Genomic DNA, 15,016 nt, shown 5'->3' on the forward strand with positions numbered 1-15,016 from the left:
TCATAGCGTGGAGGCCATGACGGTGATGCAGACCACGGCCGTGGCCACCGAGGAAACCCCGCAGGCTCCCACCCGCACCGACATCTGCTCCGCCCCGCCCCGGCGCCACCCGCGTCCCGACGGGGAGGACCGGTACACGATCAGCGAGGTCGTCGCCTTCACCGGGCTCACGGCCCACACGCTGCGCTGGTACGAGCGCATCGGCCTGATGGCCCACGTCGACCGCTCGCACACCGGCCAGCGCCGCTACACCAACCGCGACCTGGACTGGCTCGACCTCGTCGGCAAGCTCCGGCTGACCGGCATGCCGGTCGCCGACATGGTCCGCTACGCGGAGCTGGTGCGCGCGGGCGAGAGCACGTACGGCGAGCGCTACGAGCTGCTGGAGGCGACCCGCCGGGACGTCCTCGCCCGCATCGCCGAACTCCGCGACACGCTCGCGGTCCTGGATCGCAAGATCGGCTTCTACGCGCAGGCCGGATGCCGCTACGAGACCGAGAGGAACGGCACTCGATGACCGACAGCAGGATCCCGACGGTACGGCTCGGCGAGGGCGGACCGGAGGTGGGCGTCCAGGGCCTGGGCTGCATGGGCATGAGCTTCGCCTACGGCCCCACGGACACCGAGGCGTCCCGCGCCACGCTGGAGCGGGCCCTGGAGCTGGGCGTGACGCTCTACGACACGGCGGACGCCTACGGCGCGGGGGAGAACGAGCGGTTCCTCTCGCCCTTCTTCCGGGCACACCGGGACGAGGTCGTGATCGCCACGAAGTTCGCCCTGTCGATCCCGCCGGACGACCCGGCCAAGCGGATCATCCGCAACGACCCGCCCTACATCCGGCAGGCCGTCGAGGCGAGCCTGGAACGTCTGGGCGTCGACGTGATCGACCTGTACTACATGCACCGGCGGGACGTGCACGTTCCCATCGAGGAGACCGTCGGGACGATGGCCGAGCTGGTGCGCGAGGGCAAGGTCAAGCACCTCGGCCTGAGCGAGGTCACCGCCGACGAGCTGCGGGCCGCGCAGGCCGTGCACCCGATCGCCGCCGTGCAGTCGGAGTGGTCGCTGTTCAGCCGGGACATCGAGGCGAAGGTGGTGCCGGCCGCCCGCGAGCTGGGCGTGGCGCTGGTGCCGTACTCGCCGCTCGGCCGGGGCTTCCTCACCGGCGGTTTCGTGCAGGCGGAGCAGGACCTGACCGAGGACGACGTCCGCCGCACGCACCCCCGCTTCCAGGGCGAGAACGCCACGGCGAACGCGGCCCTGCTGGAGCCGATCCGCACCGTCGCCAAGGCGCACGACGTCTCGCTGGCGCAGGTCGCGCTGGCGTGGGTGCAGCAGCGGGCCGCCGTCCACGGGCTTGCGGTCGTGCCGATTCCGGGGACGCGGAAGCCGGGGCGGGTGGAGGAGAACGTGGGGGCGGCGGGGGTTGTGCTGTCGGGGGAGGAACTGGTCTCGCTGGAGCCGATCGCCGGGCAGGTGGTGGGTACGAGGTATCCGGACATGTCGTTCGCTTCGGCGGGGCGGGAGTAGCTGTTCGTCGGCGGGTGCGGCGTGGTGGGGGCCGGCGTCGAGTGGTTTGCGCTCGCCCCGCTCGAGGGGGTGCCGCCGCGCCCGCCCGTGCCGCCCTGGGGGTACCTCCCAGGCGTCAAGCACTGGGGGAGGCACGACTGCCCGCGGCTGCGACGGTGTACCCCTACAGCTCCGCCAGGAGTTCTGCCTTCTTCACGCTGAACTCCTCGTCCGTCACCAGGCCTGCCTGGTGCAGTTCGCCGAGGTGGCGGATGCGGTCGGCGATGTCGGCGGGGTCGCGGCGCGGGGCCGGGACCGGCACCGGGGTCGCCGCGCGTACCGCCGCCAGTACCGCCGCGGCGAACGGGAGCGACTCGTGCACCGGTCCGTAGCCGAGGCCGAACACGACCGCGGCCGGATCCTGGTCCGGCTGCGGGCGCTGCGCCTGCTGCACGGTGTGCCCGGCGGTGCCCTGCGTGGTGCCCGTGGTCCGTCGTAGCAGCCGCAGGTGCCCGTCGAAGACCTCCGGCGAGCGCCACTCGACCCCGCCGAGCTCGCCGACCGGAAAGCTCTGGTCGCCGGCCTTCCACTTCGCCGAGGACGCCCCGGTCCACGACCAGCGGAACCGCACCGCCGTGCCGTCGAAGGACGCCTTGCCGTCGTAGGCCTTGAACTGCAGCGGCGCCCCGGGCGCGGCCACCAGGTGGCGGTCGGCGGGGCCGGTCTCGGTGATCCGGGCGCGCAGTTCGTCGGCGTAGTGCTCGGCGAGGGTCTCCCGTTCGGCGGGCAGCACCAGCCGATAGGGGTCGCAGCCCTCCTTGAGCTGTCCGTCGGCCGCGTCCATCAGCGGATCGGCGCCCGGACGGGGCTCGGCGCGCAGGACCACGGTCCCGCGCCGGCCCGGAGCGAGCGTGAGCCCCGCGAGCGCGGCGAGGGGCACCCGGCGCTCGCCGAGTGCCTGGAAGAGCTTCGGTGTCCGTATCCCCCGTTCGTAGCGGATGAGCACGGAATCGGACTCGAACTCCCAGGCAGCGTGAAATCCGGTCAGTACGTCACCCATGCGGCTCATCGTAGGCGGCACGAGCTTCCGCGTCCCTCCTCGCGCAGACCGCACTTCCTGCTGTCTCTACGCGCGTCCGGCCGTCGTCGTGGCGGACAAACCCGCCCGGCATCCGTCGTTGTCATGGGCGCACCGCACCGACTCGTACGAGCCGACGCCGATCTCGGCGAAGTTGGTCAGGCTGTCGGTGCCCGGCTCGAAGTAGCCGGCGTGGCCCTTGGCCTCCCGGGCCGACAGCACCCGCGCCCCGAACGCGTCGGAGACCGGGTCGGCTCCGTGGCCGAGGCCGCCGAGTTCCATGTACGGCACGTCCCGGATCCAGTCGGTGGCGTCCCGCATCGCCCACACATGCGCGTCGGTGTGCAGGTGGGAGGCCTTCCGTACGCGCATGCCGGGGCTCGCGGCGACCGCTATGTCGGTCACCCGGCGCGGCAGTTCGCGCGCCGCCAGCCCGCAGACCACCGAGCCGTAGCTGTGGCAGAACAGGGCGACGGGCGAGCGGCCGGGCAGTCCGCCGAGCATCTTGTTCAGCCGCTGGGCGCCCTCCTCGGCGCGCATCGCGGTGGCCGCGTCCACGCCGAGCCCGCTGGGCGCGGTGTAGTCGGCCCAGGCGATCACGGCCGTACGCGTGCCGGGGGACGCCGTGCGCTCGGCCGTGTAGAGCGACTTGGCCATGCCGTACGGGGCCGAGTACGGGTGGTAGGTCTTACGGAAGGTGAACAGGTCGGTGTCCACGCCGGGGACGACGACCGAGACCCGCTCCGCCTTCGTCAGGTCGCCGAAGACCTCCGCGACCCGGCCGGAGCCCTCGGGGTCGAAGGCGAGGATGTGGCGGCCCTTGGTCATCAGCGCCGTGAAGCGGTCCATACGGCGGCCCGCGTCCTGCTGCCCGGCCGGGGTGAGCCGGCTGTCGTGCATGCGTTTGAGTTCGACCTTGCGTGCCTGGTCGAGCGCGATGCGGTTGGCCTGGTAACGCAGCCGGACGGGAGCGCCGTTCATGTTGCCGACCGCCAGCGGGTAGCGGTGGGCGAGCCGGGCGCGGTCCTGGGAGCCGAGCGAGGCGAAGAAACGCGTCAGCAGGGCGGGGGCCGCGTCGGGGTCCGGCAGCCGGTGCCCGTGCATCCGTCCCTGCTCCCACGCGGACAGGGACGCCTGGAGGGCGGTGGACCCGCGGTGGCCGCGCACGGCGGTCCAGCCGGTGGTCGCCAGCATCACGAAGACCACGGCCAGTGCGAGCAGCGCGCGCCAGACGTTGAGCTGCGGGGAGGTGTCGAAGGAAGTCACTGGGAGGACACACTAGGAGAACGAGCCGGTCTCGCGTTAACCGAGTGACGGGGATCACGTTTTGAGGGATGTGACGGGGATCTCAGTCCCCCTGTCTTCCGTACACCTGTTCAAGATCGGCTGTCCGTACGGCAGTTCGTCGGGCGCGGTCGCCCCCGCGTTCGCGCCGCGGTGGTCCTCTGTGCGCCTCGCGGACTCTCCTGCGGGAGACCCGTCGCTCAACCGCCGCTGCCGGACGGTCCGGTGGCCCGCCAGTTCCCGGTCAGGGCCGGTCCTATCTGGTCGAGGTACGCGGCCGTGAGCGCCCGGATCCCCTCCAGGCTGAGGTCCTCGCTCGTGCTCCACTGACGCCCCGTCACCCGCATCACCCCGCCGAACGCGGCCACCAGCAGGCGCGGGCGCGGGTCGGTGTCCACATCGAGGCCCTCGCGCGCGGCGAGCAGGCGCGCCAGCTGCTCCTCGGTCTCCACCGAGCGGCGCAGATGCGCGGCGAGCAGGGCGGGCGTCGACTCGATCGCCCGGAACATGCGCAGGTGCAGTTCGAGGGGGACGAGGCTCATGATGGCCTCGCCGATCCGGTCCCAGTTGTCCAGCACCGCCCGGCGCAGCGCCTCCAGTGGGGCCTCGTGGGGCGGGCGGGCGCGCAGGGACTCGAGGAACTGTTCCTCCACCATGTCCTGCACGGCGAAGGCGGCCTCCTCCTTGCCCGGGAAGTAGCGGAAGAAGGTGCGCTGCGAGACGTCCACGGCCTCCGCGATGTCGTCGACCGTCGTCTGCTCGTACCCGCGGGTGGTGAACAGTTCCAGCGCGGCCCGCAGCAGTGCGTCCCGGGTGCGCTGCTTCTTGCGTTCGCGTAGCCCTGGGCGTGGCGCCGCCTCGGCGGCCCCCACCGTCTCCATCAACGTCTCCGGCCCTCCCGGTGGACTGTTTCCCCTGTTCAGACTATAGGGCTGCTACATGTCAGTTACCGACTTGTGAATCTGTTTGTCTTTTGTCAGTAGCTGACATTAGCCTCGAATGTATGACTAGTCAGACCGTCGAATCGACAGGGCCGGGGGACAAGGCGTCAGCCCCGTCGGACCCCGCACCGCCGGAGGGCTTGCGCGGCCATCCGTGGTTCACCCTGATCACCGTCGCCGTGGGCGTCATGATGGTGGCCCTCGACGGCACCATCGTGGCCATCGCCAACCCGGCCATCCAGAAGGATCTGCACGCCAGCTTCGCCGACGTGCAGTGGATCACCAACGGCTACTTCCTGGCTCTCGCGGTCTCCCTGATCACCGCGGGCAAGCTCGGCGACCGCTTCGGGCACCGGCAGACCTTCCTTGTCGGCGTGACCGGCTTCGCCGCCGCCTCCGGGGCCATCGGCCTGTCGCACAGCATCGCGATGGTCGTGACCTTCCGCGTCTTCCAGGGCCTGTTCGGCGCGCTGCTGATGCCGGCCGCGCTCGGCCTGCTGCGGGCCACCTTCCCGGCCGAGAAGCTCAACATGGCCATCGGCATCTGGGGCATGGTCATCGGCGCCTCCACCGCGGGCGGCCCGATCCTCGGCGGTGTCCTCGTCGAGCACGTCAACTGGCAGTCGGTGTTCTTCATCAACGTGCCCGTCGGCGCCCTCGCCCTGATTCTCGGGCTGGTCATCCTGCTCGACCACCGCGCCGAGAACGCGCCGCGCTCCTTCGACATCCCCGGCATCGTGCTGCTCTCCGGGGCGATGTTCTGCCTGGTCTGGGCCCTGATCAAGGCGCCGAGCTGGGGCTGGGGCGACGGCCGGACGTGGGCGTTCATCGCCGCGTCCGTCCTCGGCTTCGCCCTCTTCGCCTTCTGGGAGACGAAGGTGAAGGAGCCGCTGATCCCGCTCGGGCTCTTCCGCTCCGTCCCGCTGTCCGCGGGCGTCGTCCTGATGGTCCTGATGGCCATCGCCTTCATGGGCGGCCTGTTCTTCGTCACCTTCTACCTGCAGAACGTCCACGGGATGAGCCCCATCGACGCCGGTCTGCACCTGTTGCCGCTCACCGGCATGATGATCGTCGGCTCGCCGCTCGCGGGCGCGCTGATCACCAAGCTCGGCCCGCGCGTCCCGCTCGCCGGCGGCATGCTCGTCACCGCGGTCGCCATGTACGGCATGTCCACCCTGGAGACGGACACCGGCAGCGCCACCATGTCGCTCTGGTTCGCCCTGCTCGGCCTCGGCCTGGCCCCGGTCATGGTCGGCGCGACCGAGGTCATCGTCGGCAACGCGCCCATGGAGCTGTCCGGTGTGGCCGGCGGTCTCCAGCAGGCCGCGATGCAGATCGGCGGCAGCCTCGGTACGGCCGTCCTCGGCGCCGTGATGGCCTCCAAGGTCGACAACGACCTCGCGGGCAACTGGAAGGACGCCGGGCTCCCGCCGCTCACGGCCGCCCAGACGGACCAGGCCTCCGAGGCCGTCCAGGTCGGCGTGGCGCCGGTACCGAAGGGCGTGCCGGAGGCGGTCGCCGCGAAGATCACCTCTGTCGCGCACGACACGTTCATCTCCGGCATGAGCCTCGCTTCCCTGGTCGCCGCCGGTGTCGCGGCCGTGGCCGTCCTGGTCGCGCTGCTCACCAAGCGCGGGCAGAACGCGGAGGCGGGCGCGGGCGTCGGCCACATCTGACGCACCCGGTCGGCGGACCTCCGGTTCCGCCGGCCGTGGTTCGCCCATCAGGGTGACGCTGCCCAGGACGGCTCGCCCCCGGAGCACGCGGCAGGTCACAGTGGGTCAGGTCCTGCGCAGGGGACGGAGGACGACCGTCTGCGGCGCGCTGCTGGAGGGGGGCAGCGCGCAGGCAGCGGACGCGGTCCGCACATCCGTCAAGCGGCGGCAGGCATGAGCTCCGGAACCGGGGTACCCGCATCCATGAACCCCGACAGAACCCCAACCAGACGCGGGGTTCGAGGAGTTGATGATGACGGGCTTCGGACACGGAACGCGCGCACACCCCCGTTCACGTGGTCGGACGTGGTCACGGAACAGGCCGGACAGCGCGACGCTCGGGATCATCGGAACCGTCTGCGCGATCGCCGGATTCTTCGTGCTGGGCATCGTCCTCGGCCCGGTGGCGGTCGTTTGCGGATGGCTGGCGATGGGCCGCAGTCGGGCGGGAGCCGACCGCTCGGTCCCGGCCCTGGTCGCCCTCGTACTGGGCGCCATCGACACGCTCATCGCCGTCATCTCGCTGGCGGGAGCGGCCACCTGGGGCAACGGCATGTTCTGATCCCGGGCGGCCGCGAACAGGGCCTCCGGCCGAAGGCCGGGGGCCCTCCTTCGTGTTCAGGGTCCTCACCTCGGCCCGGAGCCTGCGCACCTCCTCGGCCAGTTCCTCGATGGCCTCCGTCTGCCGGCGCTCGACGACGTCGTCACGCTCGAAGCGGGCGATGAACCATGCCGCGATGTTCGCGGTCACCACACCGAGCAGGGCGATCCCGGCCAGCATCAGGCCGACGGCCAGCATCCGCCCCAGGCCGGTGGTCGGCGCGTGGTCGCCGTAGCCGACGGTCGTCATCGTCGTGAACGACCACCACACCGCGTCACCCAGCGTCTTGATGTTCCCGTTCGGCGAGTCCCGCTCCACCGACAGCACCGCCAGCGACCCGAACATCAGCAGCCCGACCACGGCCCCGGCGACATACGTCGTCAGCCGGATCTGCTCGGCCATCCGCGCCCGCCGCCCCACCAGCATGAGCGTGGACACCAGCCGCAGCAGCCGCAGCGGCTGGAGGATCGGCAGCACCACCGCGCACAGGTCCAGCCAGTGGCTCCGTACGAACTCCTTGCGCCGCCGGGCGAGCCCGAGCCGCATCAGGTAGTCGGCGGCGAACGCGCCCCAGACCACCCACTCCACCACGGTGCAGGCCAGCGTCACCGGCCGGCTCGCGGAGCTGTGCACGATCGGCACGGCGTAGGCCGCGGCGAACGCCAGCGCGAGCACCAGCAGGGGCCGCTGCGTACGCCGTTCCCAACGGGCCTGTGCCGACAGATCGTCCATGCCCGCATCGTAGGTCCGGCCTCGAAGGGGCGCCGGGAACGGCGTGACCGGCCCCCACGCCCCCGCACCGGCTACGCGTCGCCGCCCGCCGCGCCCGGGTGGGCGGCCGTGACGTCGAGGACCTGGTATCGGTCGATGGCCTGTTTGAGCGCCGACCGGTCGACCTTGCCCTGGCGGGCCAGCTCGGTCAGCACGGCCACCACGATCGACTGGGCGTCGATGTGGAAGAACCGCCGGGCCGCCCCCCGGGTGTCGGCGAAGCCGAAGCCGTCGGCGCCCAGCGACTGGTACGGACCCGGCACCCAGCGGGCGATCTGGTCCGGCACCGAGCGCATCCAGTCGGACACGGCCACGAACGGGCCCTCGGCCCCGCTCAGCTTCCGCGTCACCCACGGCACCCGCTGCTCCTCCTCCGGATGCAGCAGGTTGTGCTCCTCGCAGGCCACGGCCTCGCGGCGCAGCTCGTTCCAGGAGGTCGCCGACCAGACGTCCGCCTTGACGTTCCAGTCCTCGGCGAGCATCTTCTGCGCCTGAAGGGCCCACGGCACCGCCACGCCGGAGGCCATGATCTGCGCCGGGATCTCGCCCGCCGTGCCCGGGGCGATCCGGTGGACGCCCTTGAGGATGCCCTCGACGTCCACGTTCGCGGGCTCGGCCGGCTGCCGGATCGGCTCGTTGTAGACGGTCAGGTAGTAGAAGACGTCCTCGCCGTGCGGGTGCCCGGGGTTCTCGGCCTCCCCGCCGTACATCCGGCGCAGGCCGTCCTGCACGATGTGCGCGATCTCGTACGCGTACGCCGGGTCGTACGCCACGCACGCCGGGTTCGTGGAGGCGAGCAGCTGCGAGTGGCCGTCGGCGTGCTGGAGACCCTCACCGGTCAGAGTCGTACGTCCGGCGGTGGCGCCGAGGACGAAACCGCGTGCCAGCTGGTCGGCCATCTGCCAGAACTGATCGCCGGTGCGCTGGAAACCGAACATCGAGTAGAACACGTACACCGGGATCAGCGGCTCGCCGTGGGTGGCGTAGGCCGAGCCCGCGGCGATCAGCGAGGCGGTGCAGCCCGCCTCGGAGATGCCGTCGTGCAGCATCTGCCCGGTCGGCGACTCCTTGTAGGCGAGCAGCAGATCGCGGTCCACCGACTCGTACTGCTGGCCGAGCGGGTTGTAGATCTTCGCGCTCGGGAAGAACGAGTCCATGCCGAACGTGCGGTACTCGTCCGGCGCGATCAGCACGAAACGCCGGCCGAGTTCCTTGTCCCGCATGAGATCCTTCAGCAGCCGCACGAACGCCATGGTGGTGGCGATGGCCTGTTGGCCGGAGCCCTTCTTCACGGACGCGTACGCCTTGTCGTCGGGCAGGGCGAGCGGCTTGGCGCGCACGATCCGGGTCGGGACGTAGCCGCCGCAGCCCTTGCGGCGGTCGTGCATGTACTGGATCTCGTCCGTGTCCCGGCCCGGGTGGTAGTACGGCGGCGGGCCGGACTCCAGCTCCTTGTCGGAGATCGGCAGGTGCAGCCGGTCCCGGAAGCGCTTGAGGTCGTCGACCGTGAGCTTCTTCATCTGGTGCGTGGCGTTGCGGCCCTCGAAGTTCGGGCCCAGCGTCCAGCCCTTGACCGTCTTGGCCAGGATCACCGTGGGCTGGCCCTTGTGCTCCTGGGCCGCCTTGTACGCCGCGTAGATCTTCCGGTGGTCGTGACCGCCGCGGCCCAGGTGCAGGATCTGCTGGTCGGTCATGTTCTCGACCATCTTGCGCAGCCGGTGGTCGTCGCCGAAGAAGTGCTCGCGGATGTAGGCGCCGGACTCGGTGGCGTAGGTCTGGAAGGCGCCGTCCGGCGTGGTGTTCATCTTGTTGACCAGCACGCCGTCGCGGTCCTGGGCGAGCAGCGGGTCCCAGGTGCGGTCCCAGATCAGCTTGATCACGTTCCAGCCGGCGCCGCGGAAGACCGACTCCAGCTCCTGGATGATCTTGCCGTTGCCGCGCACCGGGCCGTCCAGGCGCTGGAGGTTGCAGTTGACCACGAAGGTCAGGTTGTCCAGGCCCTCACGGGCGGCGATGGACAACTGGCCGAGCGACTCCGGCTCGTCCATCTCGCCGTCACCGAGGAACGCCCACACGTGCGAGTCGGAGGTGTCCGCGATGCCGCGCGCGTCCATGTACCGGTTCATCCGGGCCTGGTAGATCGCGGCGATCGGGCCGAGGCCCATGGAGACCGTCGGGAACTCCCAGAAGTCCGGCATGGAGCGCGGATGCGGGTAGCTGGACAGGCCGTAGGGCGCCTTGGACTTCTCCTGGCGGAAGCCGTCCAGGTGCTCTTCGGTGAGCCGGTCCAGCAGGTAAGCGCGCGCGTAGATGCCCGGTGAGGCGTGGCCCTGGAAGAAGACCTGGTCGCCGCCGCGTCCGTCGTCCTTGCCGCGGAAGAAGTGGTTGAAGCCGACGTCGTAGAGCGAGGCGGAGGAGGCGAAGGTGGCGATGTGGCCGCCGACGCCGATGCCGGGGCGCTGGGCGCGGGAGACCATCACCGCGGCGTTCCAGCGGGTGGCGTTGAGGATCTTGCGCTCGATCTCCTCGTTGCCCGGGAAGAACGGCTCGTTCTTGGTGGGGATGGTGTTGACGTAGTCGGTGCTGCGCATCTCCGGCACGGCCACGCGCCGCTCGCGGGCGCGTTCGATCAGCCGGAGCATGAGATAGCGGGCCCGCTCCCGGCCTCGCTCGTCGACGGCGGCGTCGAGCGAGTCGAGCCACTCCTGGGTCTCCTCGGGATCGAAGTCAGGAACCTGACTCGGAAGGCCGCCAATGATGATCGGGTTTCGATCGGATCCGGAAGCCACGCTGTTCCTTACCTGTCAGAGGGACTGACATATCTGGGGCGGTTCGGGGGTTTCTCTGGACTTTCCCTGGGTTCCAGTGGGTTTGCCTGTCTGTGCCTGCACCGTTCCCCATCGTGTACCTGGCGTGAGCCGCACGTCATCTCTACTGCGCGGTAATCGGAGGACTCCTGCTGGTTCTCCTGCCCGCCGGGGGTTCCCAAACACGCAAAAGCGGGCAGAAGGGTGTGGTGTGAGTCACCGCTGATCGCGATACGGTGTCAGGAGTTGCGGCGACACAGCCGGGAACGTCACCGTTTCGGCGGTCCGTACCGCCGGGTACTTGCGCGATCCGGCCCGCCCGTGTGGACTACGGCCAATGCTTCGCGCACGCGCGTGGCTGAAGACCCATATCGCAACACCATCAGGAGGCAACCCGTGAGCGCGACCGCGGACCACGCGGAGGAGCGGACTAACCCGGCCGCCAGGCTGGGATTCCAGCCCGGGCAGGTGGTCCAGGAGATCGGCTACGACGACGACGTCGACCAGGAGCTCCGCGAGGCCATCGAGGAAGCGATCGGCAGCGAGCTCGTGGACGAGGACTACGACGACGTGGCCGACGCCGTGGTGCTGTGGTTCCGCGACGAGGACGGCGACCTGACGGACACGCTGGTCGACACCCTCGGCTTCCTCGACGAGGGCGGTGTGATCCTGCTCCTGACGCCGAAGACCGGCCGGGACGGATACGTCGAGCCCAGCGACATCGGCGACGCCGCGACGACGGCGGGACTGGCGCAGACCAAGAGCGTCAGCGTGGGCAAGGACTGGAACGGCACCAGGCTGCTGACGCCGAAGGCCGCGAAGTCCAAGAAGTAGCGGTCCGGCACGGAGCGCCGGCCCCTCCCGGGCCGCGGACGCGTCGCCATGCGGCGGACGTCCGCGGCCGCGGGGCTGCGGACGTCCGCAGCCCCGCGGAGCCGGTGTGCCCGGACCGCTCTGCCCGTGCCCGACGCGCCCGGACCGATCGGGCCGGATCCGGCGTGGCGGCGGACGGGCCGACTCACCCTCGGCCCGTCCGCGGGCCCGCGGTGGGTGCTGCGTAGGGTGGTCTCACCCGAACAGTCCCACCGAAGGGAAAGCAGGACGATGGCGATCCAGGTCGGCGACAAGGCACCCGACTTCGAACTCAAGGACAACCACGGCCGCACCGTGAAGCTGTCCGACTTCCGCGGTGAGAAGAACGTGGTGCTGCTCTTCTACCCGTTCGCCTTCACCGGCGTGTGCACCGGCGAGCTGTGCGCGCTGCGCGACAACCTGCCCAAGTTCGTCAACGACGACACCCAGCTGCTCGCCGTCTCCAACGACTCCATCCACACCCTGCGCGTCTTCGCCGAGCAGGAGGGCCTGGAGTACCCGCTGCTGAGCGATTTCTGGCCGCACGGCAACACCTCGCGCGACTACGGCGTCTTCGACGAGGACAAGGGTTGCGCCGTGCGCGGAACCTTCATCATCGACAAGGACGGCATCGTCCGCTGGACCATCGTCAACGCCCTCCCCGACGCCCGTGACCTGAACGACTACGTGACGGCCCTCGAGACCCTGTGAGCCCGGCGTCGCCGGGGTTCGGGGACGGGGAATCGACACCTGGGATTCTTCGGTTGCGGGGCCTGCGTGGGGCGGGAACCCCTCACTAGGATCGACACGTTGATCCCATATCCGATGCACGACGGGGCTCCCCGCCCCCGGACACCAATGGAGGACTCGTGGGAGTCAGCCTCAGCAAGGGCGGCAACGTATCGCTGACGAAGGAGGCCCCGGGCCTGACCGCGGTTCTCGTCGGTCTGGGCTGGGACGCCCGCACCACCACCGGCACCGACTTCGACCTCGACGCCAGCGCGCTGCTGCTGAACAACTCCGGGAAGGTCGGCAACGACCAGAACTTCGTCTTCTTCAACAACCTCAAGAGCCCGGACGGCTCGGTCGAGCACACCGGCGACAACCTCACCGGTGAGGGCGAGGGCGACGACGAGGTGATCAAGGTGAACCTCGCCGCGGTCCCCGCCGACGTCGACAAGATCGTCTTCCCCGTCTCGATCTACGAGGCGGAGAACCGCCAGCAGTCCTTCGGCCAGGTGCGCAACGCCTACATCCGCGTGGTGAACCAGGCCGGCGGCGCGGAGATCGCCCGCTACGACCTCAGCGAGGACGCCTCCACCGAGACGGCCATGGTCTTCGGCGAGCTCTACCGCCACGGCGCGGAGTGGAAGTTCCGCGCCATCGGCCAGGGCTACGCCTCGGGCCTGCGCGGCATCGCCCAGGACTTCGGCGTCAACGTCTGAGCCGACGTCCCGCGCGATCGAACATCTGCACAACAGAACCGCCTGAACGTCCGGCGCCGCGTGTTTCCGCGCGGCGCCGGACGCGCAGGAACCCACACAGGCACCATCCCCGGGGAGGACCAGCATCATGGGCGTCACGCTCGCCAAGGGGGGCAACGTCTCCCTGTCCAAGGCCGCACCCAACCTGACCAACGTCATGGTCGGGCTCGGCTGGGACGCGCGCTCCACCACCGGAGCGCCCTTCGACCTCGACGCCAGCGCGCTGCTGTGCTCCGCGGGCAACCGGGTGCTGGGCGACGAGTGGTTCGTCTTCTACAACCAGCTCAAGAGCCCGGACGGCTCGGTCGAGCACACCGGCGACAACCTCACCGGTGAGGGCGAGGGCGACGACGAGTCGATCCTGGTGGACCTCGCCAAGGTCCCGCCGCAGTGCGAGAAGATCGTCTTCCCGGTCTCCATCCACATGGCCGACGAGCGCGGACAGACCTTCGGCCAGGTCTCCAACGCCTTCATCCGCGTCGTCAACCAGGCCGACGGCCAGGAGCTCGCCCGCTACGACCTGAGCGAGGACGCCTCCACCGAGACCGCGATGATCTTCGGCGAGCTCTACCGCTACCAGGGCGAATGGAAGTTCCGGGCGGTGGGACAGGGGTACGCGTCCGGCTTGCGCGGCATCGCTCTAGACTTCGGAGTCAACGTTTCGTAAAGCCGGGTACGGCGACGGGGGAGACCCGTACATATACGGATTGGGTAGCCAGTGCTTCTGAAAACCTTCGGTTGGTCGTTCGCGATCACCGCGCTCGGCCTCGTCGCGGCGGCCTTCTACGGGGGGTGGACCGCTTTCGGTGTGGTGGCGATCCTCGCCATCCTCGAGATCTCGCTGTCGTTCGACAACGCCGTGGTCAACGCCGGAATCCTGAAGAAGATGAACGCCTTCTGGCAGAAGATCTTCCTCACGGTCGGCGTTCTGATCGCGGTCTTCGGGATGCGGCTGGTGTTCCCCGTCGTCATCGTCGCGATCACGGCCAAGATGGGCCCCATCGAGGCCGTCCATCTGGCGTTCAGCGACAAGGACCGCTACCAGCAGCTGGTCACGGACGCCCACCCGGCGATCGCGGCCTTCGGCGGCATGTTCCTGCTGATGATCTTCCTCGACTTCATCTTCGAGGAGCGGGACATCCAGTGGCTGCGCTGGATCGAGCGGCCGCTGGCCAAGCTCGGCAAGGTCGACATGCTGTCGGTCTGCATCGCGCTGGTCGTCCTGCTGATCACCTCCTTCACCTTCGCCACCCACGCCCACCAGCACGGCGGCGCGCACATCGACAAGGCGCAGACGGTCCTGATCGCGGGCGTCGCCGGCCTGATCACGTACATGGTCGTCGGCGGCCTGTCCGGCTACTTCGAGGACCGGCTGGAGGAAGAGGAGGAGCGCGAGCACGAGCAGGAGGAGGAGGCCGCCCGCGCCGGCAAGCCGCGCTCGGCCGTGAAGCTGGCCGGTCAGGCCGCGTTCTTCATGTTCCTCTACCTCGAGGTCCTGGACGCGTCCTTCTCCTTCGACGGCGTGATCGGCGCCTTCGCCATCACCAACGACATCGTCATGATGGCCCTGGGCCTCGGCATCGGCGCCATGTACGTCCGTTCCCTCACGGTCTACCTGGTCCGCCAGGGCACCCTCGACGACTATGTCTACCTGGAGCACGGTGCCCACTACGCGATCGGCGCCCTGGCCGTGATCCTCATGGTCACCATCCAGTACGAGATCAACGAGGTCATCACCGGCCTGGTCGGCGTGATCCTCATCGCCTGGTCCTTCTGGTCCTCGGTGCGCCGCAACCGGGCGCTCGCGGCCGAGGAGGGAAGGGCGACGGGCTCCGGCGAGAAGGCCGAGGTCTCCACCCCTCTTTAGGGGTCGGTTCACCTCCGGGGCGCCACAGCCTGTGTCGAGAGCGCGACCGTGCTCAGCCCTTCGGGCCTCCGCGCGCTCGCGCTCTCGACACAGGCGCGCCCCTTTGG

13 protein-coding genes and 1 pseudogene are annotated in these 15,016 nt (G+C 69.9%); 9 read left to right on the top strand and 5 right to left on the bottom strand.

The genetic code is table 11. The features are described from left to right. Positions 1–16: 16 nt before the first annotated feature. The gene (locus tag R2S09_RS23095; RefSeq protein WP_316742980.1) at positions 17–517 is read left to right on the top strand and encodes a MerR family transcriptional regulator; all 501 of its coding nucleotides are present in this window, start codon (positions 17–19) and stop codon (positions 515–517) included. Next, complete coding sequence (locus tag R2S09_RS23100; protein WP_306191608.1) at positions 514–1,530, top strand: aldo/keto reductase; 1,017 nt, start codon at positions 514–516, stop codon at positions 1,528–1,530. Before R2S09_RS23095 ends, R2S09_RS23100 begins: the two co-directional genes overlap by 4 nt. Positions 1,531–1,693: 163 nt before the next feature. On the opposite strand, the gene R2S09_RS23105 is transcribed toward R2S09_RS23100, so the two are convergent. The 3 genes from R2S09_RS23105 to R2S09_RS23115 form a co-directional block, all read right to left on the bottom strand. Continuing rightward, positions 1,694–2,569 (bottom strand): DUF4429 domain-containing protein, encoded by an 876-nt coding sequence (locus R2S09_RS23105; RefSeq protein WP_306191607.1) that lies wholly within the window; start codon positions 2,567–2,569, stop codon positions 1,694–1,696. 66 nt (positions 2,570–2,635) lie between these two features. Further along, entirely contained in the window at positions 2,636–3,853 is a 1,218-nt protein-coding gene (locus R2S09_RS23110) for an alpha/beta hydrolase (RefSeq protein ID WP_316742982.1), read from the bottom strand. A gap of 218 nt (positions 3,854–4,071) precedes the next feature. Then, entirely contained in the window at positions 4,072–4,752 is a 681-nt protein-coding gene (locus tag R2S09_RS23115) for a TetR family transcriptional regulator (protein ID WP_316742984.1), read from the bottom strand. 122 nt (positions 4,753–4,874) lie between these two features. Here R2S09_RS23115 and R2S09_RS23120 point away from each other — a divergent pair, with 122 nt between their 5' ends. Then, on the top strand, positions 4,875–6,488 hold the full coding sequence (locus tag R2S09_RS23120; RefSeq protein ID WP_316742986.1) for an MFS transporter: 1,614 nt from the start codon (positions 4,875–4,877) through the stop codon (positions 6,486–6,488). A gap of 289 nt (positions 6,489–6,777) precedes the next feature. Further along, positions 6,778–7,089: a small hydrophobic protein gene (locus R2S09_RS23125; protein WP_306191603.1), complete on the top strand. Its 312-nt coding sequence runs from the start codon at positions 6,778–6,780 to the stop codon at positions 7,087–7,089. 21 nt (positions 7,090–7,110) lie between these two features. Here the strand turns inward: R2S09_RS23125 and R2S09_RS23130 are convergent. Both R2S09_RS23130 and aceE read right to left on the bottom strand, forming a co-directional pair. After that, positions 7,111–7,860, bottom strand: a pseudogene (locus tag R2S09_RS23130) (potassium channel family protein); the annotation flags it as partial. A 71-nt stretch (positions 7,861–7,931) separates the two neighbouring features. Further along, positions 7,932–10,688 (bottom strand): pyruvate dehydrogenase (acetyl-transferring), homodimeric type, encoded by a 2,757-nt coding sequence (aceE, locus tag R2S09_RS23135; protein ID WP_306191602.1) that lies wholly within the window; start codon positions 10,686–10,688, stop codon positions 7,932–7,934. 414 nt (positions 10,689–11,102) lie between these two features. On the opposite strand from aceE, the gene R2S09_RS23140 reads away from it, so the two are divergent. The 5 genes from R2S09_RS23140 to R2S09_RS23160 all read left to right on the top strand — a co-directional run bounded on the left by R2S09_RS23140 (position 11,103) and on the right by R2S09_RS23160 (position 14,909). Then, positions 11,103–11,540 carry a DUF3052 domain-containing protein gene (locus R2S09_RS23140; RefSeq protein ID WP_306191601.1) on the top strand — a complete coding sequence of 146 codons (438 nt, stop codon included), beginning with the start codon at positions 11,103–11,105 and terminating at the stop codon, positions 11,538–11,540. Positions 11,541–11,810: 270 nt separating this feature from the next. Beyond that, on the top strand, positions 11,811–12,269 hold the full coding sequence (locus R2S09_RS23145) for a peroxiredoxin (protein ID WP_316742988.1): 459 nt from the start codon (positions 11,811–11,813) through the stop codon (positions 12,267–12,269). A gap of 158 nt (positions 12,270–12,427) precedes the next feature. Then, complete coding sequence (locus R2S09_RS23150; protein ID WP_306191599.1) at positions 12,428–13,003, top strand: TerD family protein; 576 nt, start codon at positions 12,428–12,430, stop codon at positions 13,001–13,003. Positions 13,004–13,130: 127 nt separating this feature from the next. Then, on the top strand, positions 13,131–13,709 hold the full coding sequence (locus R2S09_RS23155) for a TerD family protein (RefSeq protein ID WP_086724953.1): 579 nt from the start codon (positions 13,131–13,133) through the stop codon (positions 13,707–13,709). Between the two features lie 51 nt (positions 13,710–13,760). Further along, a complete protein-coding gene (locus tag R2S09_RS23160; protein ID WP_316742992.1) occupies positions 13,761–14,909 on the top strand; it encodes a DUF475 domain-containing protein in 1,149 nt (382 codons plus the stop codon). Positions 14,910–15,016: the final 107 nt, after the last annotated feature.

This window comes from Streptomyces sp. MK7, assembly GCF_032658145.1.
Taxonomy (GTDB): Bacteria; Actinomycetota; Actinomycetes; order Streptomycetales; family Streptomycetaceae; genus Streptomyces; species Streptomyces spiralis.